At 50.0% G+C, this 20637-nt stretch carries 21 protein-coding genes; 13 read left to right on the top strand and 8 right to left on the bottom strand.

What is annotated here, in order from left to right:
• Positions 1-31 precede the first annotated feature (31 nt).
• The 3 genes from LHL18_RS10340 to LHL18_RS10350 all read left to right on the top strand — a co-directional run bounded on the left by LHL18_RS10340 (position 32) and on the right by LHL18_RS10350 (position 1626).
• Complete coding sequence (locus tag LHL18_RS10340) at positions 32-835, top strand: SDR family oxidoreductase (protein WP_226767027.1); 804 nt, start codon at positions 32-34, stop codon at positions 833-835.
• Between the two features lie 162 nt (positions 836-997).
• A complete protein-coding gene (locus LHL18_RS10345; protein ID WP_134056340.1) occupies positions 998-1285 on the top strand; it encodes a Bor family protein in 288 nt (95 codons plus the stop codon).
• A gap of 14 nt (positions 1286-1299) precedes the next feature.
• Positions 1300-1626 (top strand): Bor/Iss family lipoprotein, encoded by a 327-nt coding sequence (locus tag LHL18_RS10350; RefSeq protein WP_134056342.1) that lies wholly within the window; start codon positions 1300-1302, stop codon positions 1624-1626.
• 72 nt (positions 1627-1698) lie between these two features.
• Here LHL18_RS10350 and LHL18_RS10355 read toward each other — a convergent pair whose 3' ends face one another.
• Genes LHL18_RS10355 through rnm form a run of 6 tightly spaced genes read right to left on the bottom strand, consistent with a single transcriptional unit; the run spans position 1699 to position 6459 of the window.
• Positions 1699-2451 carry a sulfite exporter TauE/SafE family protein gene (locus LHL18_RS10355; RefSeq protein ID WP_226767028.1) on the bottom strand — a complete coding sequence of 251 codons (753 nt, stop codon included), beginning with the start codon at positions 2449-2451 and terminating at the stop codon, positions 1699-1701.
• Positions 2452-2507: 56 nt separating this feature from the next.
• Entirely contained in the window at positions 2508-3506 is a 999-nt protein-coding gene (gene rluB, locus LHL18_RS10360) for a 23S rRNA pseudouridine(2605) synthase RluB (protein ID WP_134056352.1), read from the bottom strand.
• Positions 3506-4090 (bottom strand): SMC-Scp complex subunit ScpB, encoded by a 585-nt coding sequence (scpB, locus tag LHL18_RS10365; protein ID WP_226767029.1) that lies wholly within the window; start codon positions 4088-4090, stop codon positions 3506-3508. The genes rluB and scpB overlap by 1 nt, the downstream gene beginning before the upstream one ends.
• Positions 4090-4929 carry a segregation and condensation protein A gene (locus tag LHL18_RS10370; protein ID WP_226767030.1) on the bottom strand — a complete coding sequence of 280 codons (840 nt, stop codon included), beginning with the start codon at positions 4927-4929 and terminating at the stop codon, positions 4090-4092. Before LHL18_RS10370 ends, scpB begins: the two co-directional genes overlap by 1 nt.
• Positions 4930-4951: 22 nt before the next feature.
• Positions 4952-5572, bottom strand: coding sequence for an L-threonylcarbamoyladenylate synthase (locus LHL18_RS10375; RefSeq protein WP_226767031.1), 621 nt, complete (start codon positions 5570-5572; stop codon positions 4952-4954).
• Positions 5573-5604: 32 nt separating this feature from the next.
• Entirely contained in the window at positions 5605-6459 is an 855-nt protein-coding gene (rnm, locus tag LHL18_RS10380; protein ID WP_134056358.1) for an RNase RNM, read from the bottom strand.
• A 365-nt stretch (positions 6460-6824) separates the two neighbouring features.
• Here rnm and LHL18_RS10385 point away from each other — a divergent pair, with 365 nt between their 5' ends.
• The 9 genes from LHL18_RS10385 to LHL18_RS10425 all read left to right on the top strand — a co-directional run bounded on the left by LHL18_RS10385 (position 6825) and on the right by LHL18_RS10425 (position 18383).
• A complete protein-coding gene (locus LHL18_RS10385) occupies positions 6825-8411 on the top strand; it encodes an anthranilate synthase component 1 (protein ID WP_226767032.1) in 1587 nt (528 codons plus the stop codon).
• A 3-nt stretch (positions 8412-8414) separates the two neighbouring features.
• Positions 8415-8999: an aminodeoxychorismate/anthranilate synthase component II gene (locus tag LHL18_RS10390; RefSeq protein ID WP_226767033.1), complete on the top strand. Its 585-nt coding sequence runs from the start codon at positions 8415-8417 to the stop codon at positions 8997-8999.
• A 2-nt stretch (positions 9000-9001) separates the two neighbouring features.
• Complete coding sequence (gene trpD / locus LHL18_RS10395) at positions 9002-10045, top strand: anthranilate phosphoribosyltransferase (protein WP_226767034.1); 1044 nt, start codon at positions 9002-9004, stop codon at positions 10043-10045.
• On the top strand, positions 10038-11429 hold the full coding sequence (trpCF, locus tag LHL18_RS10400) for a bifunctional indole-3-glycerol-phosphate synthase TrpC/phosphoribosylanthranilate isomerase TrpF (RefSeq protein ID WP_226767035.1): 1392 nt from the start codon (positions 10038-10040) through the stop codon (positions 11427-11429). The genes trpD and trpCF overlap by 8 nt, the downstream gene beginning before the upstream one ends.
• A complete protein-coding gene (gene trpB / locus LHL18_RS10405) occupies positions 11422-12612 on the top strand; it encodes a tryptophan synthase subunit beta (RefSeq protein ID WP_226767036.1) in 1191 nt (396 codons plus the stop codon). The genes trpCF and trpB overlap by 8 nt, the downstream gene beginning before the upstream one ends.
• On the top strand, positions 12609-13409 hold the full coding sequence (gene trpA / locus LHL18_RS10410; RefSeq protein WP_134056369.1) for a tryptophan synthase subunit alpha: 801 nt from the start codon (positions 12609-12611) through the stop codon (positions 13407-13409). The genes trpB and trpA overlap by 4 nt, the downstream gene beginning before the upstream one ends.
• A gap of 136 nt (positions 13410-13545) precedes the next feature.
• The gene (locus tag LHL18_RS10415) at positions 13546-14034 is read left to right on the top strand and encodes an FKBP-type peptidyl-prolyl cis-trans isomerase (RefSeq protein WP_134056371.1); all 489 of its coding nucleotides are present in this window, start codon (positions 13546-13548) and stop codon (positions 14032-14034) included.
• Between the two features lie 186 nt (positions 14035-14220).
• Complete coding sequence (gene hemH / locus LHL18_RS10420) at positions 14221-15309, top strand: ferrochelatase (protein WP_226767037.1); 1089 nt, start codon at positions 14221-14223, stop codon at positions 15307-15309.
• 5 nt (positions 15310-15314) lie between these two features.
• Positions 15315-18383, top strand: coding sequence for a transglycosylase domain-containing protein (locus LHL18_RS10425; RefSeq protein ID WP_226767038.1), 3069 nt, complete (start codon positions 15315-15317; stop codon positions 18381-18383).
• Here the strand turns inward: LHL18_RS10425 and LHL18_RS10430 are convergent.
• Positions 18380-19369, bottom strand: a complete 990-nt coding sequence (locus tag LHL18_RS10430) for a GGDEF domain-containing protein (RefSeq protein WP_226767039.1) — start codon at positions 19367-19369, stop codon at positions 18380-18382. The two genes, LHL18_RS10425 and LHL18_RS10430, sit on opposite strands and share 4 nt — an antisense overlap.
• 102 nt (positions 19370-19471) lie before the next feature.
• The gene (locus LHL18_RS10435) at positions 19472-20059 is read right to left on the bottom strand and encodes an HAD family hydrolase (protein WP_226767328.1); all 588 of its coding nucleotides are present in this window, start codon (positions 20057-20059) and stop codon (positions 19472-19474) included.
• A gap of 156 nt (positions 20060-20215) precedes the next feature.
• Between LHL18_RS10435 and LHL18_RS10440 the strand changes: the two genes are divergently transcribed.
• Entirely contained in the window at positions 20216-20629 is a 414-nt protein-coding gene (locus tag LHL18_RS10440; protein ID WP_134056379.1) for a YccF domain-containing protein, read from the top strand.
• The last annotated feature ends 8 nt before the right edge of the window (positions 20630-20637 follow it).

Below are 20637 nucleotides of genomic sequence, written 5' to 3' on the forward strand. Positions count from 1 at the left end.
TCGGGTTTAATCAGGCGAACAGAGCAGCACTATGATAAACCCGGCCATACACAACAAAGTTATCTGGATCACTGGCGCTTCTGGTGGTATTGGCGAAGCCCTGGCCCGGGAGCTGGCGGCAGATGGTGCCAGGTTAGTGCTCAGTGCCAGGCGCCTTCACGAACTGGAACGGGTTAAGGCAAGCCTCGCCAATAGTCAGCAGCATTTATTACTTCCATTAGATATTACCGACGTTAATGCAGTATCAGCAGCCATCGCGGCGATAACGCAGCAAATAGGTGGCCTTGACTGGCTGATCAATAATGCTGGCATCAGCCAGCGCGCACTGATAACTGACACCACGGCGCAAACAGATCGCACACTGTTCGATGTCGATTACTTTGCTCAGATCCACCTGACCCGCAGCGCATTACCGCTACTGCTGGCGGACGGCGGCGGGAAAGTGGTATTTATCTCATCAGTTGCGGGTTTAGTCGGTACTCAATATCGAGGCAGCTACTCAGCAGCTAAAGCAGCTTTGCATTTGTGGGCAAACAGCCTGCGGGCAGAACTGTTTGATAAAGGCCTGCAGGTGGCAACGATTTTTCCGGGTTTCGTTAAAACCGATGTATCACGTAATGCGCTAACCGGAGATGGTTCTGCTCTTGGTAGCATGGACGATGCCCAGGCCAATGCCATGACGGCAGAAGCCTTTGCTGAAAAAGCCGTTAAAGCGCTGCTGAAAGGTAAAAACTATATTGTTATCGGCGGCTTGAAAGAACGCCTCGGCGCCCTGGTCTCGCGCTTATCGCCGGAACTGATGTATAAAATGGTGCGTAACAGCAAGGTTCGTTAACATAAAACCATTTATTCACCAACAAAACAAACCAGCCAACCATAAAAATAACAATAAAAATAAATTCTTTACACAAATTTACCTGATACTTATACTGAACGGCGAAAAATGCACCAATAGATATATAACTCACTGTTTATTATAAAACTAATGGAGTCTTCTATGTTCAGGGAAATATCGACAATCGCGTTGATTGTCTCGGTAACCGCTTGCTCTTCCGTTACCATTCATCCACAAGCCAGCAGCAAACTCGCCAAAGAACCAACTTATATTGATTCTAAACCGTTTTATTTATGGGGTATTGTGGGAGAGCATCACGTTGATGTTAATACTATCTGTAATGGCGCAGAGCCAAAACAAATGCAATCACAACAAACCTTTACCGATGGCTTGCTTGGATTAGTAACACTGGGCATCTATTACCCACACACTGCCAAAGTCTGGTGCTGATTAGGAGCTACATTATGAATTATAAAATAGGACTATCAGCAGCCCTTTGTGTCGTGCTTAATGCCTGCAGCACCATTCACTTTGACCGAAATACAGACAAGCAAGCAGAATCTGTCACCTATCAGCAGTGGCATCACAACTTTTTCTTTGCTTTGTATGAAGGCAGCAAACCGGTGAACCTGGTGGAGATCTGCCAACAGCAAGACTGGCAGTCTGTAAAAACTGAAGTGTCTTTTTTAAATGGTCTGGCTACAACGGTAGTAAATTACGTTGCGCCAATTTGGTACCCAAAGACCGTTGATGTCAGCTGTACGCCTTCTGAAATAAGCAATGTGAATTAGCACTTTATTATCTGCCCAGGGTTATGAGTGTTGTGCCGTCACTCTGCCTGAGCTTAAACATATCCTGCTTATTCAGGGGGTAACACCATCAAGAATGAGTTTTATGCCTAACAGCAACATAGAATAACTGACGATGCTGTAAAGCATTCGTTCGCTAATACGGTGCTGCAAAACAATGCCCAGTTTTACACCAAGCCAAACCAATGGCAGGCTCAGCAAAGCATAACCCAGTAAAGCGGTATTGAGTTGGCCTAATAGTATGTATGGTGGCAGTTTCAACAGATTTACCGCAGCAAAAAACACCACAGCAGTAGCCAGGTACTGCTGCTTAGGCAATTGTTGTGGTAACAAATACATATTTAATGGTGGCCCACCTGCGTGGGCAATAAAACTTGTAAAACCGCTTAACGCACCTAGCACTCGCCCGGCGATAGATGATGTAAAGTGTGATTGATTAACCACTTTAAACAGCATATTCAGGGCAAATAGCAAGGTAATAATACCGAGTAACAGGCGCAAACCCGCTTCGTCCAAAGAGCCAAAACTGATATAGCCCAACACAATGCCAACTACTGCAGCCGGTAGTAACAGCATTAAATGCGCCCTACTGTGCTGTCCCCACCATTGCCGGAGGCTAAGCACATCAGCAATGATCAAAATCGGGAGCAACAGCGCAGCAGCAAAGGCAGGGCTTACCACCAGAGACATTAAAGGCACAGTGATGCCACCAATAGCGCCAGCAAAACCGGATTTGGAAATGCCGGTAATCAGTACTGCCAGTGCAATCACCACAACGGTCAGCACCGAATTTAACTCTGCTGTCACTTAATCTCTCTCAACGTAACAATAAAGGCGCTTAATGCGCCTTGATTCTTTTGATATTAACCTCTGCCTTCACGGCTGGGCTTTTTGCCGGTAGGCTGGCGCTGTGGCTTTCCTCTGGCGGGTGCTGGTTTCTGCCGCGTGGCAGTTTTGTTAGCGTCTGTCTTTTCAACAGACTTACGTTCTTTCGGTTTACGCTCCGGGCTTTTCTCGGCGATCTGATGCTTGCGCACTGCCCGCTTCATACTGGCCATGCGGCGTCGGCGCTCGTCTCTGTCTTCCGGTTTCACTAAGGTGGCCACTTCCGGCGCCAGGCTGACTAACTTTCGCAGGTAGTTCACTTCGTCGAGTGGGTATTCTGCATAACCACCGGCCGGCAAGTGCTTAGGTAATAATAAATCGCCATAGCGTACCCGGATTAAGCGGCTAACCACCGCACCTTGCGACTCCCACATCCGGCGCACTTCGCGGTTGCGGCCTTCTGTCAACACAACATGGAACCAACGGTTAATACCTTCACCCGGTAAGGCTTTAATTTTTTTGAAATTCGCTTTGCCATCTTCGAGCTCAACGCCAGTGCGCAAGCGCTGGATCATAGCATCGTTAATCTCACCAAATACCCGAACCGCGTATTCACGCTCGACTTCGAACTTAGGGTGCATCAGGCGGTTGGCCAGTTCACCGTCAGTGGTAAATAGCAGCAAACCCGAGGTATTAATATCAAGCCGGCCAATGGCAATCCAACGTGCGCCTTTGATATTGGGTAAGCGGGAAAATACTGTTGGCCGACCTTCAGGGTCGGTTCGTGAACAAATCTCACCTTCTGGTTTGTGATACGCCAGCACGCGACAAATTTGTTGCTCTTCACTGGCAATCTGTACCGGATGCCCATCAACCCTTACCTGCTGGTTTGGGCTAACACGATCACCCAGCGTTGCTGGTTTACCATCAACGGTCACACGGCCGCCGCTTATCCACTCTTCCATTTCCCGGCGGGAGCCAAGACCAGCGCGGGCCAGCACTTTTTGCAGTTTCTCGCTAGCGGTTTTATCACTCATCAGTGTAATTCTCCTGTCGTCACGACGGTGTCTGCCAAATCCAGGCTTATCGCCTGAAATTCTGGCAAGGGGGGTAACTGGGTTAAGCTTTTTAACCCAAAATAATCTAAAAATTCTTTGGTGGTGGCATAAAGCCCCGGCCTGCCCGGCACCTCTTTATGACCTACCACCTTAACCCAGCCTCGGTCCAGCAAAGTGCGCATAATCTGGCTGCTAACCGAAACGCCACGAATATCTTCTATCTCGCCACGGGTAATGGGCTGGCGGTACGCTATCAATGCCAGTGTTTCCAGCACCGCCCGCGAATAGCGCGGCGAGCGCTCTGGCCAAAGCCTTGCTAAATAATCACTTAACTCAGGCCGGGTAATAAAACGGTAACCTGATGCCGTTTGGTTTAGTGTAACGCCGCGCCCGGCATAGTCCTGTAGCAACCTTGCTAAGGTGTCATTCAGGCGTTTTTTGCTGATGTTCAGCCCATCCAGCACTGTTGACTGTATATCGTCTTGGCTAAGAGGTTTGTCAGCTGCGAAAATAGCAGCCTCAACCAACTGCATTAACTGAACATCATTAATTTTGCCCGCCATTATGCCTCAGTATCCTTTAATTTGACATGGATCTGGCCGTACGCCTGCACCTGAATAATTTCTATCAGCTTTTCTTTGGTTAGCTCCAGCATCGCCAGAAATGTAACTACCACACCTTCACGGCCTTCACTGATATCAAAACAGGCAGAAAATGCCAGATAGCCCTGATGGCTACTGAGTAAATCCAGAATTCGGCTCATGCGTTCACGGGTAGATAAATGTTCACGTTTTATATGATGATGCTGAAAATCCTTCGCCCGTTTGACAATATCTTTCAACGCCAGCGCCAGCTCGCCCAATTCCACGTCAGGCAAAATCAGCAGCGGTGCAAAATTGTCCGCCAGACTGGCATTGCCGGTAAAATGATCACGCTCGTCCCGCGGTAAGCTGTCAAGCCCAGACGCGGCCTGTTTGAACACTTCATATTCCTGCAGGCGGCGAATCAGTTCGGCTCTGGGGTCGGCTTCTTCATCATCTGCCTCGGTATGGCGTGGCAACAGCAAGCGTGATTTGATCTCCGCCAGCATCGCTGCCATTACCAGATACTCTGCCGCCAGTTCAAAATTCAGCCCCTGCATCAGGTCAATATATTCCATATACTGCAGCGTAATTTCATTTACCGGTAAATCGACAATATCAAACTTATGCTTGCGTATAAGGTAGAGCAGAAAGTCCAACGGCCCTTCAAAGGCATCAAGCAGGATCTCCAGCGCATCGGGCGGAATATATAAGTCTTCCGGACGCTCCAACACAGCTTCACCGCGTACAAACGCCAGTGGCAACGGCTGCTGTATCGTTAAACTGTCTGGTTGCACAGTGTCTGGCGGAGTATCGCTCAAGGTTGGCCCTTATAACTCACGCTTAGCGAAACGGCGCCGGGTCGCCACAGCCTTCGCGCAGCACTACCGGTTCATCGTCAGACAAATCAATTACCGTGGTTGGCGACTCACCGATGACACCACCGTGCAGTATTAAACTAACCTGCTTTTCCAGCCGGGCACGCATATCTTCAGGGTCGCTCTCGGCAAACTCTTCGCCCGGTAAAATCAAGCTGGTGCTTAGCAGCGGCTCTCCCAGCTCTTCGAGCAACGCCAGCGCAATTTTATTCTGTGGAATACGCAGACCAATGGTTTTCTTTTTGTCATTCAGTAAGCGCTTTGGCACTTCTTTCGTACCACGTAAAATAAAGGTATAAGCGCCCGGCGTATTGTTTTTTATCAGGCGAAAGGCCGCGTTTTCTACTTTGGCATACACTGAAAGCTCAGATAAATCACGGCACATCAGCGTAAAGTGATGTTCACCGCTTACCTGGCGGATCTGTAAAATACGTTCCATCGCGCTTTTATCGCCTACATGGCAGCCCAGTGCATAACCGCTGTCTGTCGGGTAAATCACTACGCCGCCCTGCTGGATAATTTGTACTGCCTGCTTTAGCAAACGCTGTTGCGGGGTTTCCGGGTGAATATGAAAAAATTGGCTCATTAGTATTCTGCTTAAATAAAATTAAAGGCTAATCAAGCGCTTTGCGCCTGGGCCACCTGCGGCCAATTCGCCCATACAGGAATAACATCGTCGGTTAAATATAGGTTTTTTCCGATGTCATTCCAAGTTGTCACCTGATGAAAATCTGAACCGACCGATGCTGTCAGGCCATGCAGTTCACACAGAGCCCACAGCTCACGCTTTTGCACCGGCGTTTGTTGTGGCGAGATAATCTCAATAGCATCACCACCGGCGGCAGCAAACTGTTCCGCCAGCCGCTTTACCCACTTTGTGGTCAATTTGTATTTTAGCGGATGCGCCAGCACAGCCACTCCGCCAGCGTCATGGATCCACGCAATAGCCTCGGCCATGTCCACCCAATTATTCGGCACATAACCTATTTTGCCCCGGCCAAGGTACTTCTTAAATACATTATCCATGGTGCTGGCTTTGCCAATACTGACCAGATGGCGGGCAAAATGCGCCCGGGTCAACGCCGCACCGTTTGCCAGCTTCAGCACTGCCGGCAACACATCAGGGATATTATTCTTCGCCAGCCGTCGTGCCATTTCTTCGGCGCGCACCACTCTTGCCTGTTGCTGCGTAGCCAGGCGTTGTAAAAACAGCGGACAGTCAGGGGTAATATTCAACCCGACAATATGAATTTCCAACTGCTGCCAACTGGTAGAGATTTCTACACCATTGATAAGCGTCAGCGGCAAGTGCTGCGCTGCTATAGCTTCTCTGGCTGCAGTTAATCCGGCAACCGAATCATGATCGGTAATCGCCAGTACATCTACGCCTTTTTCTGCGGCCCGTGCTACTAAATCCGCCGGCGACAGCACACCATCAGAGCACAGCGTATGGCTGTGTAAATCAATTTTCATCAGCACCTCAATATAAGGTTGCTATTGTCGCACAGCACAGACTTATCGCAAAGCCAGAGCGCAGCCATCCGGAAGCTTATACGCTTTTATTTCTGTGTTATAACAAATAAGCACTTGACGCCGGCTACCGTTTTGCGGTTTTATGTGGGCGTAATTAACGAGGTGGCTAAAGCTAATGCAATTTATGACAACCCTTAACCTGACTAACTGGTGGTGGCACATTCCCAACGGGCGTGTGTAGGCGTTGTATTAGCTTTAATTACCGAAGCCCGTTTCCACAAGAAGCGGGCTTTTTTTATGTGCCTGCAAAATGTGTGGCGGCGAGCTGAACAAAAACTTGTTGATTTAAAAGGACAAAATTAAGCATGATTTTTAGTCATATCACTGACACGCCGGGCGAGGTGGCCAGTATCGCCATGCAGCTGCCATATCAGGCAGACGCATTATCCTGCTACCAGATGCTGACGGCACAAAGCCCTTATTCTTTATTGCTGGAATCGGCCGAAATCGACAGCAAGGACAACTTGAAAAGCCTGCTGCTGATAGATGCGGCACTGCGCATTGAATGTAACGACCAAAACGTTATTATCACTGCTGTCAGCAACAATGGCGCTGTACTGCTACCTTATCTGGCACAAAAGCTAAGCACAGATGCCAGCGTTGAGCAACAGGGCCAGCAACTGAGTATTCAATACCAGCGCCCACCGTTGTTACTCGAAGAAAACGCCCGCCTGCAAATGCCAAACCCTTTTACGGTACTGCGTACTTTGCAGCGCGAACTGCATTGTCAGAGTGATGAACCTTTTGCAGTATTTTTAGGCGGTGTTATTGGCTACGACATGGTGGCCACAGTTGAACAATTACCTGAAGTAGCGGCGGCGGAAAACCAATGCCCGGACTATGTGTTTTATCTAGCTGAAACCTTGCTGGTATTGGATCATCAAACCGGCGACAGCCGGCTGGTCGGCAATGTGTTTTGTGGTGAGCAAGCACCAGCGAACTGTTTTGTTATTGGCAAACGGCTGGAACAGCTAAAGCAGCTGTTGCAATCAGCACCGACAACGCAGCCGCTTACAGCTAAGGTATCTGCTGAGTTAAACCTTGATATCAGCGACAGCGACTTTATGCAGCAGGTCGAAAAACTGAAACAACACATTGTCGCCGGCGATATTTTTCAGGTGGTGCCGTCGCGCTGTTTCAGCTTGCCATGCCCGCAACCACTGGCCGCTTATGCGCGGTTAAAGCAACAAAACCCCAGCCCTTATATGTTCTACCTAAAAGATGCCGCTTTTACGCTGTTTGGCGCCTCGCCCGAGTCGGCACTGAAGTTTGATGCCCAAAGCCGCCAGGTAGAAATATACCCTATTGCCGGCACCCGGCGCCGTGGTTTTAAAAGCGATGGCAGTATAGACAGGGATCTGGACAGCCGCATTGAGTTAGAGCTTCGACAAGATGAGAAAGAGAAAGCCGAACATTTAATGTTGGTTGATTTAGCCCGCAACGATGTCGCCCGTATCAGCGTGCCGGGCAGCCGTTATGTCAAAGAATTGCTAAAAGTAGACCGCTACTCTTATGTTATGCATCTGGTATCGCGCGTTGTCGGTACATTAAAGCCAGAGCTCGATGCACTGCATGCTTATCAGGCTTGTATGAACATGGGCACTTTGGTCGGCGCCCCTAAGGTAAAAGCCGCTGAACTTATCCGCCAGGTAGAAGGTAAACGCCGGGGCAGTTATGGCGGTGCGGTGGGATACCTCGCCGGTAACGGAGATTTTGACAGCTGCATTGTGATCCGCTCGGCCTATGTGGCCAACAACACTGCCTATATACAAGCCGGTGCCGGGGTAGTATTCGACTCTGTTGCCCAGGCAGAAGCCGATGAAACCCGCAGTAAAGCGCAGGCCGTGATTAGCGCTATCATTGCCGCGCATCAAGCACCGGTACAGGAGTAAGTTATGGCTATCATTTATTTGCTTGATAACATCGATTCTTTTACCTACAACCTGGTCGATGAATTTGCCCAACTAGGTTATGAAACCAGGCTGTATCGCAATACAGTGCCGGCAGACTACATTTTTCAGCAAATGTGCGCCGAAACCTCGCCGGTATTGCTTGTGTTATCGCCCGGCCCTGGCAGCCCTGCCGATGCGGGTTCAATGCCCGCGCTGTTGTTGCTGTGTGAAGCGAAATTTCCGGTGCTGGGTATTTGCCTGGGCCATCAGGCTATCGTCGAGCACTTTGGCGGTGTTGTCGGCCGTGCCGGCGAAACTGTACATGGTAAAACGGCGGCGATTACGCTAAACCCGCATGCGTTATTTAATGGCTTGCCCAACCCCTTCCCGGTAGCGCGCTATCACTCCCTGATGGCGACTGAAATGCCAAATGCGTTGACGCTGCTGGCTAATGACCGCCATATCCCGATGGCTGTTATAAATGAAGAAAAACGTATGCTGGGTTTTCAGTTTCACCCGGAGTCGATCCTGACAACGCTTGGCAAACCGCTGCTGAAACAAAGCATTGATTATTTATTACGGGGCTAACGATGACAGACAAGATTTTAGCAACAGTACAACATAGCCTCAGTGGTCAGCCGCTTAGCTTTGAGCAGGCTGAGCAGTTTTTCTCTGCCGTGGTTACCGGCGATGTCGACCCTGTACTGCTGACGGCTTTACTGATCGCGCTGAAAATGCGCGGCGAAACCGCTGATGAAATTGCCGGTGCCGCCAGTGCCTTACGTGCTGCAGCGGCACCTTTTCCTGCCCGGATCAGTGGCAGTATCGACTGCTGTGGCACAGGTGGTGATGGCAGCAATACCATTAATATCTCCAGCACTGCCGCTATAGTGGGCGCTGCCATGGGGTTAAAAGTCGTTAAACATGGTAACCGCAGTGTGTCATCCCGTTCCGGCTCTGCCGATTTACTGGAACATCTGGGGGTTAATATTCAGCTGTCTGCACAGCAGGCGGCTGATACCTTGCAACAAACTAACTGCAGTTTTCTGTTTGCACCTTTGTACCATACCGGCATAAAGCATGCGATGCCGGTGCGTAATGCGCTAAAAAGCCGGACGCTGTTTAACCTGCTGGGGCCACTGGTTAACCCTGCAGCACCTGACTATCAGTTACTCGGCGTATACGATCCTAAGTTGTGCCGTGTTATGGCACAGGCATTAAAGCAGCTTGGCCTGACTCGTGCGTGGGTGGTGCATGGCAGTGGTTGTGATGAAGTAGCGCTGCATGGCACCACCTATGTCTGTGAGCTAAAAGATGGCGTAATTACCGAGTTTAGCCTGACACCGGACGACTTTGGCGTAAGCTTAATGCCTTTAAGTGCTCTTGCCGGTGGTGAGCCGGGCGAAAACGCCGCAGCAACGCTGGCGATATTAACAGGCCAAGGCCAGGCTGCGCACAATGCGGCGGTGGCAATCAATGTCGCAGCCATGCTGAAAATTGCCGGCTTGGGTGATGATTTAAAAGTGAATACCCGCGCCGTACTGGAGCTGCTGCAATCCGGCCGGGCTTACAATACCCTTAGCCAGTTTATCGCACTGAGTCAGTCAGCCGCGAAGGAGGCCCAACATGGCTGAGCAAATGCCAAACGTGTTGGCAAAAATCGTTGCCCATAAACGTGATGAAGTCGCAAAGTTAAAACAGCAGTTACCGCTGCAGAGCTTCGCGGCCGAGGTGCTGCCAAGCCTGCGCGATTTTCTGGCCGCGCTGAAACAAAGTGGGCCACGTTTTATATTAGAGTGTAAAAAAGCCTCGCCATCCAAAGGGCTGATCCGCGCCGATTTTAATCTGCAAGAACTGGCGCAGGTATATAACCGCTATGCCGACTGCATTTCGGTACTGACCGATGAGCAATTCTTTCAGGGCAGTTATGACTACCTGCGCACTATGCGTGCCTTGACTGACAAGCCTTTACTGCATAAAGACTTTATTATTGACAGCTACCAGATATATGCTGGCCGCCACTGTGGCGCAGATGCGGCGTTACTAATGTTGTCGGTATTAGATGACGCGCAGTACCGTGAGCTGGCGGCTATTGCGCGTCAGCTGAATATGACAGTGCTGACCGAAGTCAGTAACGAAGAAGAAACGCGGCGGGCGGTGGCGTTGGATGCCGAGCTTATTGGTATTAATAATCGCGATCTGCGCGATCTGAGCACCAACTTAGACACCAGCTTCACGCTGGCAACGCTTATTCCTGCTGACAGAACCGTGGTATCAGAGTCTGGCATTTACACTAACCAGCAAGTGCGGCGTTTAGCCCTGGTAGCTGATGCCTTTTTAGTTGGCAGCTCACTGATGGCTGAAGCCAACTTAGCCCTTGCTACCCGTAAACTGGTGCAGGGCGAGCACAAAGTATGCGGCTTAACACGGCCACAGGACGCTGAAGCCGCATACTCGGCCGGTGCTTATTACGGCGGCTTGATTTTTCACCCGGCATCACCGCGTTATATTACGCCAGAACAAGCCGGAATAGTGCAGCAAGGCGCGCCACTGCAATATGTCGGTGTCTTCGTTAATGCCGATATCGAACAGGTAGCCCGGCAGGCGAAGCTGCTGAAACTAAGCGCGGTGCAGCTGCATGGCGAAGAGGATGATCGCTACCTGCAAAAGCTGCGTAAGATGCTCGATGCCAGCTGTCAGATTTGGAAAGCCTATCGGGTAAAGGATGCCCTGCCGGAGTTTACCCCGCTTGCAGATCGTATCTTGCTGGATGCGTTTCATCCGCAGCAACATGGTGGCAGCGGTATCAGCTTTGACTGGCAATTACTAACACAACAATCCTCCGCCTTGCCGCTGATGCTGGCTGGCGGCCTAAGCCCCGACAACTGCGGCACAGCATTAACGCTGCCGGTGGCCGGGCTAGATTTTAATTCAGGGCTGGAAAGCGCACCAGGCTGCAAAGATGTAGCCAAAATCCAGTCAGCATTTACCAAAATCCGGGAATTTCATTATGAGTGAGCTAAAACTTAATCCTTACTTTGGCCAGTACGGCGGTATGTTTGTACCGCAATTACTGGTACCGGCACTGAAACAGCTGGAGCAGGCTTATGTTGATGCGCTGGCCGATCCGGCTTTTCATGCCGAGTTTCAGCAACTACTGACAGAATACGCCGGCAGGCCAACGCCTTTAACGCTGTGCCGCAATATTTCGCCTAACCCGAAAGTTAAAATTTACTTAAAACGCGAAGATTTACTGCATGGTGGTGCACATAAAACCAATCAGGTGCTCGGCCAGGCACTGCTGACTAAACGTATGGGCAAGCAGGAAGTGATAGCCGAAACCGGTGCCGGCCAGCATGGTGTTGCAACCGCCTTAGCCTGCGCTTTACTCGGGTTAAAGTGCCGAATTTACATGGGGGCTAAAGACATTGAACGCCAGCAGCCGAATGTGTTTCGGATGAAGCTGATGGGCGCTACCGTTATACCTGTTACCAGTGGCAGCGGCACGCTAAAAGATGCGGTAAATGAAGCGATGCGCGACTGGTCTGCCAGTTACGACACCACGCACTATATGCTAGGCACTGCAGCCGGCCCTCACCCCTTCCCGACCATAGTACGTGACTTTCAGAAAATGATTGGTGAAGAAGCCAAGCAACAGCTGTTAAAAGCCGAAGGCAAACTGCCCGACGCCGTCATTGCCTGCGTTGGCGGTGGCTCAAATGCTATCGGCATGTTCGCCGACTTTATCGACGAGCCGGGTGTAAAACTGATTGGCGTAGAACCCGGCGGTACAGGTATCGATACCCATCAGCATGGTGCAGCGCTGTCTACCGGTAGTTATGGTATTTTACATGGCGCCTATACCGCTATTATGCAAACCACTGATGGCCAGATTGAAGAGTCCTATTCTATCTCCGCCGGCCTCGATTATCCGGCCGTTGGCCCGCAGCATACCCATCTGCAACAAACCGGCCGCGCCAGTTACGTGGCCATAAACGATGATGAAGCTTTAGCGGCATTTCAGCTACTGGCAAAAAGCGAAGGTATTATTCCGGCACTGGAGAGCTCCCATGCGCTGGCTCACGCATTGAAAATGGCAGAACAGGCAACCGAACCTACTGTACTGCTGGTGAATTTGTCCGGCCGTGGCGACAAAGATTTAGCCCATGTGCACAGTGTATTAGCAGGAGCGAAGTTATGAAGCGTTATCAACAGATGTTTACCCGCCTGCAGCAGCAAAACCGTGGTGCTTTTGTCCCTTTTGTCACTATCGGCGATCCGACAGCAGAGCTGTCATTTGAGATCATTAAAACGCTGATTGATGCCGGTGCCGATGCGCTGGAGCTGGGTATACCGTTCTCAGACCCCATTGCCGACGGCCCGACTATTCAGGGCGCCAATATCCGCGCCTTAGCCGCTGGCGTCACTCCGGCCATCAGCTTTGATATTATCGCCCGAATACGCTCTTACCATGCCACTATTCCTATTGGTTTATTGCTATATTCAAATCTGGTGATGGCGCGTGGTATCGATAACTTTTATGCCCGGGCAGCCGCCGCCGGTGTTGATTCAGTATTGATTGCCGATGTGCCGCTGCATGAAAGCAAGCTATTCCGACAAAGCGCTATCAAGCATGACATAGCGCCGATTTTTATCGTGCCACCTAATGTAGATGATGAAGACTTACGCCAGATAGCATCATACGGCCGCGGCTATACCTATCTGCTCAGCCGTGCCGGTGTAACGGGCACCGAAACTGTTGCAGCGATGCCAACCTCTGAGCTGATAAGCCGCATCCGCAGCTATAACCCGGCCCCACCACTGCTGGGCTTTGGCATCTCGACACCGGCGCATGTTAAAGAGGCGTTAGCCAGTGGCGCCGCCGGGGCTATCTCTGGCTCAGCAATTGTTAAGCTTATCGAGCAGCACCAGCATCAGCCGGAGCATTTACTGGCGCAGTTAACGCAATTTATCAGCAGTATGAAAGCAGCAACCTGATACCACTGGCAGGTTGCTATGCAGCAGAGCCCCAAACACGCCACTCATTTTGTGGCGTGTTTTTTCTTAAAGCTGTCGATTTTTACCGTCTCAGGCCCGATAATAACGGCTTTACGCCAACCGGACTCAAACTATTATGCAAATCAGTGACAACAGCGTTGTACAGTTTCATTACACCCTAAGTGACGCCAACAGCGGCGCGCAAATCGAAAGCTCACAAGGCAGCCACCCATTACTGTATCTGCACGGTCATCAACAAATGCTGCCGGCACTGGAGCAGCAACTAAGTGGTAAAGCTGCTGGCGACAAACTGGACGTCACGCTGACGCCAGCAGAGGCTTATGGCGAGCGCGACGAAAATGCGATTCAGAGCATTCAGGTAAAACATTTGCTAGGCGCAAAAAAATGGCAACCGGGTATGACAGCCGTAGTGCAAACCGAACATGGTCAGCGTCAGGTGACCATCGTTAAAGTAGGCATGTTTAAAGCCGACGTTGATACTAACCACCCGTTAGCCGGCAAAACGCTGCAATTTGCTATCGATATTTTATCGGTGCGCGACGCAACGGATGAAGAAATTGCTCATGGCCATGCACATGGTGAAGGTGGTCATCACCATCATTAATGGTTGTATTGGGCCGCTCAACAGCGGCCCTTCACTATGCTGGCAACAAGATTAATTTTTCAACCCTCCTTACGTATTCACCATATAAACTGCTAAGATCGGCTCAGGCCTTAGATCAGGTAAACTGATAAAGTGTTACTGCCGTACTGACAGTTCCTTTTTAATAAAAAGAGCAGCCGCCCTGTTATGCGCTATATTAATACCCGCGACTTCAATCACCAGCAACACGATAAAATAGGTATTTTGCTTACCAACCTCGGCACCCCGGATGAGCCTACGCCGAGGGCATTAAAACGCTATTTAAAGCAATTTTTAGCTGACCCCCGCGTGGTTGAGTTTCCCCGCCTGCTATGGTGGTTTATTCTCAATGGTGTGATTTTGCAGTTCAGGCCGCGCCGCTCTGCGAAAGCCTATGCCACCGTATTTACCGAGCAAGGCTCACCACTGTTATTTCACACTCAGGCACAGCGCGATGCCATCGCAGCGCAGCTAAAGACAGATGGCCGAGACGATATCGTTGTTGAATTCGCTATGCGCTATGGCAACCCCAGTTTTGATAGTGTACTGGACAAAATGTTTGCCCAAGGTGTACGCAAGCTATTAGTGCTGCCGCTATATCCGCAATATTCGGCCTCAACGTCCGCATCGAGCTTTGATGAGCTGTCACGCAATTTTATGCGACGGCGCTGGCTGCCTGACCTGCGCTTTGTTTCGCACTACCCTGACTACCCGCCTTTTATTAAGGCCGCAGCGGATAAAATTCGCCAGCACTGGCACACCCATGGTCAGGCAGACAAACTTATTTTGTCTTATCACGGCATCCCCAAACGCTATCTGCTAAACGGCGACCCGTATCACTGCGAGTGCTACAAAACCTCACGTTTAATCGCCACTGAGCTCGGACTTGATGAAAGCCAGTACATCACTACTTTCCAGTCGCGCTTTGGCCGCGAAGAATGGTTAAAGCCATATACCGATGCCACGTTAAAATCACTGCCCGCCCAGGGCATCAACAGTGTGCAGGTATTTTGCCCGGGCTTTTCGGCAGATTGTCTGGAAACCATTGAAGAGATTGGCGAAGAAAACAAAGAGTACTTCTTGCATGCTGGCGGACAACGCTATGAATACATCAGCGCGCTGAATGCAGAACCCGGGCATATTGCCGCACTGTGCCAGCTGATTTATGACAACCTGCATGGCTGGCATTATACCAGCGCAAATGATAAGGCTTTGCATGCAGAAGCGTTAAAACAGAAAGTGCGGGAGCAAACCTAGCAGGTATGAGTGTATCGCAGAATCAAAAGCCGAGAACTGAACCCACGCTGCACGCCAAACCTATGTTGCAGCGTATGACATTTGACAATGTCAGAGAACCGCCTTATGTCGCACCGGCACAGCCGCCGGTACGTTACTTACCCTGGCTACTATTGATTTTTTTTATTGTACTGGTACTGGCTATTTATCAGGAAAGCCGCAACCATTTCTATCAGTCGGCTTTCTGGCACTGGTACAGCAATAAACTCACCTATCAGGTCAAAGACTCCGCTACTGAGCAAATACACTACCCTGCAGCTGGCCCCTTTGATCAGCGCTTTGGTTATAGCCGTTTGCCGGTGTGGATTGAAAAGCTGCAACAATCAGGCTTTCGTCTGACAGCTCAAACTGAATTCTCTCCGGCCCTAATGCAGTACGCCCGGCTGGGTTTTTACCCACCTTATACCGAGAAACAAAGTGCCGGCCTACTGGTAAATAGTTGTCAGCAACAGACTCTGTATAGTCATCAAGCACCCGCCATGCAGTTTGATGATTTAACTAAAGTAGCGCCACTGATTATCCAAAGCCTGCTGTTTGTCGAAGACAGAACCTTGCTGACACCAGAGCATGTGCAGGCCAACCCGGTACTAAATCTGCCGCGCTTAGGCGCCGCTGTCTGGTCACAGTTGCAACGTGCTGCCGGTATTCCAGCCGCCGCCGCTGGTGGTAGCACACTGGCGACGCAACTGGAAAAATATCGCCACAGCCCGCAGGGATTTACCTCTGATGTTGCCGATAAATTCCGCCAGCTGGTGTCAGCCAGCGTCAGAGCTTATCAACAAAGCCCTGATACCAGTATGGTCAGACAGAGAATAGTACTCGATTACATAAATACCGTGCCGCTTGCCGCTACGCCTGCTTATGGTGAAGTTAATGGCATGGCAGAGGGTTTATATGCCTGGTTTGGCGCAGAGCCACTAAAAGTAAGCCGGCTGTTGCAACAAGGCCCGCCATACAGTGAACAACAAGGATTGGCCTTAAAACAGATTATGGCGTTAATCATTGCCCAGCGGCGACCATCGTATTACCTGCTACAGGGCAGAAATGAATTAGAGCAACTGAGTAACCGCCATCTGAGTCTGATGCAGCAACAAGGTTTAGTACCTTCAGCTCTGGCGGCCAAAGCCATACAGCAACCGTTGCATTTCAATGGCAAAGCCGCACCTGCAGCACAATCTGGTGAAGACTTCAAAGCCAGTACCATGGTGCGAAACCGCGTAAGTCAGTTACTGGAGCAAAGCCTGTATCAGCTGGACCGGCTTGATATGACGGCCCAAACCACGTTGCACCTGCAGCTGCAACAGGATATCAGCCAGCATTTACGGGCTCTCAGTCGCTATGATGAAGCAGAAAAAGCCGGCTTGTTTGCCGACCGATTGCTGCAAAGCGGCCAACAAAATAAAGTAAAGTACAGCTTTACGCTGTATCAGCGCACAGAAAACGGCAACAAGGTACGGGTACAAACCGACAATACTGACCAGCCTTTTGATATGAATGATGCCAGTAAACTCGAGCTTGGCTCTACCGCTAAGCTCAGGGTGCTGGTTACTTATCTGGAGATTATTGCAGAACTGCACCGGCTGTACGCTGAAGAAGATACCGACACCCTGCAGTTTGTGAATATAGCGCCACAGGACCACCTGACCAGTTGGGTCATCAGTTATCTGACTGAACACCCTAATACCAGGCTTGATGCTTTGTTACAGGCGGCGCTCGATCGCAGGTACAGCGCTGATCCGAAAGAAAGTTTCTATACTGGTGGTGGTCTGCACACCTTTAACAATTTCCGTAAAGAAGAAAACAGCATGACACCGTCTATTGCTGAAGCGCTGCAGCAATCGATTAACCTGCCCTTTGTCAGATTGTTGCAAGACATTGTCAATTACAGCATTTATCATGGTGAAAACAGCAGTTACCAATTGCTGGCCGATGACGACAACCCGCGTCGTGATCAATATTTGCGCCGTTTTGCTGATCGCGAAGGCACCACTTTTATCCGCCGCTTTTGGCAGAAATATAAAGACAGTACGGCAGAGCAACGTATGCAACTGTATGTTGGCAGCAGCCGGCAAACACCAGAGCGCCTCGCAGTTGCCTATCTTTATATCAACCCTACCAGCACGCCGGCTAAACTGGATGCCACACTTAGGGCACAATTTGGCAATGAGGTCACTGAAGCCGACAGCCTAAAACTGTATGACAAGTATCAGCCGGGTGCGTTTAACCTGCCAGACCGCGCTTACCTGTCACGCAGCCACCCGTTAGAATTATGGCTACTTGCCTACCTGCAGCAGTATCCACAGGCTAATTTACAGCAGGCGATTACCGACAGTGCTGATGTACGACAGGAAGTATACCAGTGGCTGTTTAAAACCCGTTTTCGCAGCGCCCGTGATAACCGCATCCGCAACATGCTGGAGATAGAAGCATTCTGGGACTTACACCAGCGCTGGCAACGATTGGGGTATCCGTTTGATTATCTGGTGCCATCACTGGCGACAGCCCTTGGTAGCTCCGGCGATAGACCGGCAGCGCTGGCCGAACTTATTGGCATTATTATCAATGATGGTAAGCGTTTGCCGGTGTTTCGCGTCGAAAAGCTGGCGTTTGCTTCAGGCACGCCTTATGAAACCCACTTTGATCGCACGTCACCGCAAGCACATCAAGTGCTCGAACCTGAAGTTGCCGCGGCGGTGCGCTCAGCGCTGCAGCAGGTTGTGTCAGTGGGTACAGGCAGACGGTTACACACTGCTTATAACAGCGCGAATGTCATCATAGGTGGCAAAACTGGCACCGGGGATAACCGCCTGGTCCAGTTGAATGCCAAAGGGCAGCATGTCAGTTCAAAAGCACTGAACCGTACTGCAACCTTTGCCTTTTATCTGGGATATCAGCATTTTGGTGTGTTAACAGCTTACGTACCGGATGCAGAGGCCGAACAGTTCAGTTTTACCTCAGCATTACCACTGCAGGTAATGAACAGTTTAGCCCCGGTATTGCAGCCCTATCTCGATAACGGCAACTGGTGCCATTAAGCTGTGACGACCCGGTTACGCCCCTGATGTTTCGCCTCATATAACGCAAGATCAGCGCGGTGTAACCAGGCCTCCCAGCTTTCATCAGCTTTTTGCATGGCGACGCCGATAGAGGTAGTAATTTGCGCGCCGTCAGGCAGTATTATCTTGCGCTGTACGCCAGCCCGGAGCTTCTCAGCCAGGCGCTCTAAATCTGCCTGCTTAATATCGGCAACCAACACCACAAACTCTTCGCCACCAAAGCGGAATACCTGGTCGCTCTGGCGCAGCATAGATTGCAATACCGGTACTAGTTCAATTAGGATCTGATCCCCTACCTTATGGCCGTAGTTATCATTAATCTGCTTAAAATGGTCTAAATCCAGCAGGATCAAACCATATTGCCGCGACAGGCGGGCAAACTCCGAGATAGCGACCGCCAACTGATCATTAAGTGTACGCCGGTTGCCGGCACCGGTCAGGCTATCGGTGGTTGCTAAGCGCTGCAGTTCACGGCGTTGCAACTGGGCGCGATACGCAAATATAAATGCAAACAAGCTGGTAATGCTGGTGGTAACAAAAAACGCCAGCATCTGAAACCGACTGGCGAAAATAAGTTGCGGATACAAATTAGCAATAACAAACAACGACCCAAGCATCAGCGCCAGTAATACAAAAGCACGGATTGGCGCAACCAGAAAGAAAATAAACACTAAAAAGGGGTAAACCCAGAATAAGCCATCTACACCCAGGTTAATGCATACCAGCAGGGCTCCGGCACAAAATACCAAAGCCATAAATAAGCCAGGTTTTACCGTATCGCCACTGCGCCAAGCCATGCGGGTTGCAGCAATAGCGCACAACACCATAATCAGGTCGGCTGCACCAACAATGTAATTGCCACTGTATAACCTATATATCCCGTAGGGAGTGACACAAAGCACTATGATGCAGCCAACCAGTGTCAGCATTGCCAGATAGAAATCGTTTTTCAGCCGCTCTAACACTTAGCTATCCCCGACAGGCATTTTATTCTTATTAATATAGAAGCATCCTAGCGTATAAACTAACCCTAAAGCAAAGCCGGCAATTGGCAGCTCGTTGTTATGTCACCGGACTAACATACTGCTCAGTTCATCAAAATGATAAAATGACCAACTGGCCTGCGGCGCAAAATGACTATTATGTTCATTAAGATACAAACAGGACCGCATACCTGCATTGGCAGCTGTTTGTAAATCGAACAAGTAATCGCCAACGTAAATCATTTCGCTGACATCCAGTTGCAATTGCGCAGCAATACGCAGCAACCCTTCCGGGTCAGGTTTTGCTGCGCAATCTTCCCGGGTAACAATGTGCTGTATTGGGATATTCAGCCTTGATACCGTCAGTTGAGTCGCTGCACGCATATTACGTGTCAAAATAGCCAGCGGTATACCGGCCTCGCTTAACTGTTCAAGGCATTGTTGCGCACCCGGCATCCAACTGGCTAGCTCGGCACCGCGCATTTCATGACGACAAATAATGTCCGTAATACGCTGCCTTTCATGGAGCTCTTCAACCGTAGCGAGCTTCTCGAGCAATGGTGTGCCTCGCGGCCAGCCAACATCATCACAGATCAGAGCAAAATCTAACGCCGAGTCAACCAAAGTACCGTCTAAATCAAATACCACTGCTTTTATACCGTTAAATACCATCACTCTTCCTGCTGCTTCGTGTTTTTCACCACTCAGTGGTGAAATAGACCTCTGCCGTAAAACCAGAATAAATATAAAGCTTTGATTTTAAATTAATTTAAATATGGCACAAGCCGTGCTTCTCACTACCAGGCTATATCACAAAGGACATAATACATGAGTGTACTGCGTTTAATCTTCAACATACTGTGGTTTGTAATGGGTGGCTTTATTATGGGTATACTGTGGTGGCTTGCCGGGATTATCAGTTTCGTCAGTATCATAGGTATTCCATTCGGTCGTAGCTGTTTTGTGATAGGAGAGATGGCGTTCTGGCCATTCGGGCAGGATGCCGTTAACCGGCGTTACATTAACCGCTATGATGATATTGGTACCGGTGGCTTAGGTATACTGGGAAATATCATCTGGTTTTTATGCTTTGGTATCTGGCTGGCACTTGGGCATATAGGTCACGCCATAGTGTGTTTTGTCAGTATTATTGGTATCCCTTTTGGCATACAACACTTAAAGCTGGCATTATTAACGCTGGCTCCAATTGGTAAAACAGTCATTTCGCGACAAACTGTATAACAGCTCAG

This window comes from Rheinheimera aquimaris (genome assembly GCF_020531985.1).
In the GTDB taxonomy this organism is placed as follows: Bacteria; Pseudomonadota; Gammaproteobacteria; order Enterobacterales; family Alteromonadaceae; genus Alishewanella; species Alishewanella aquimaris.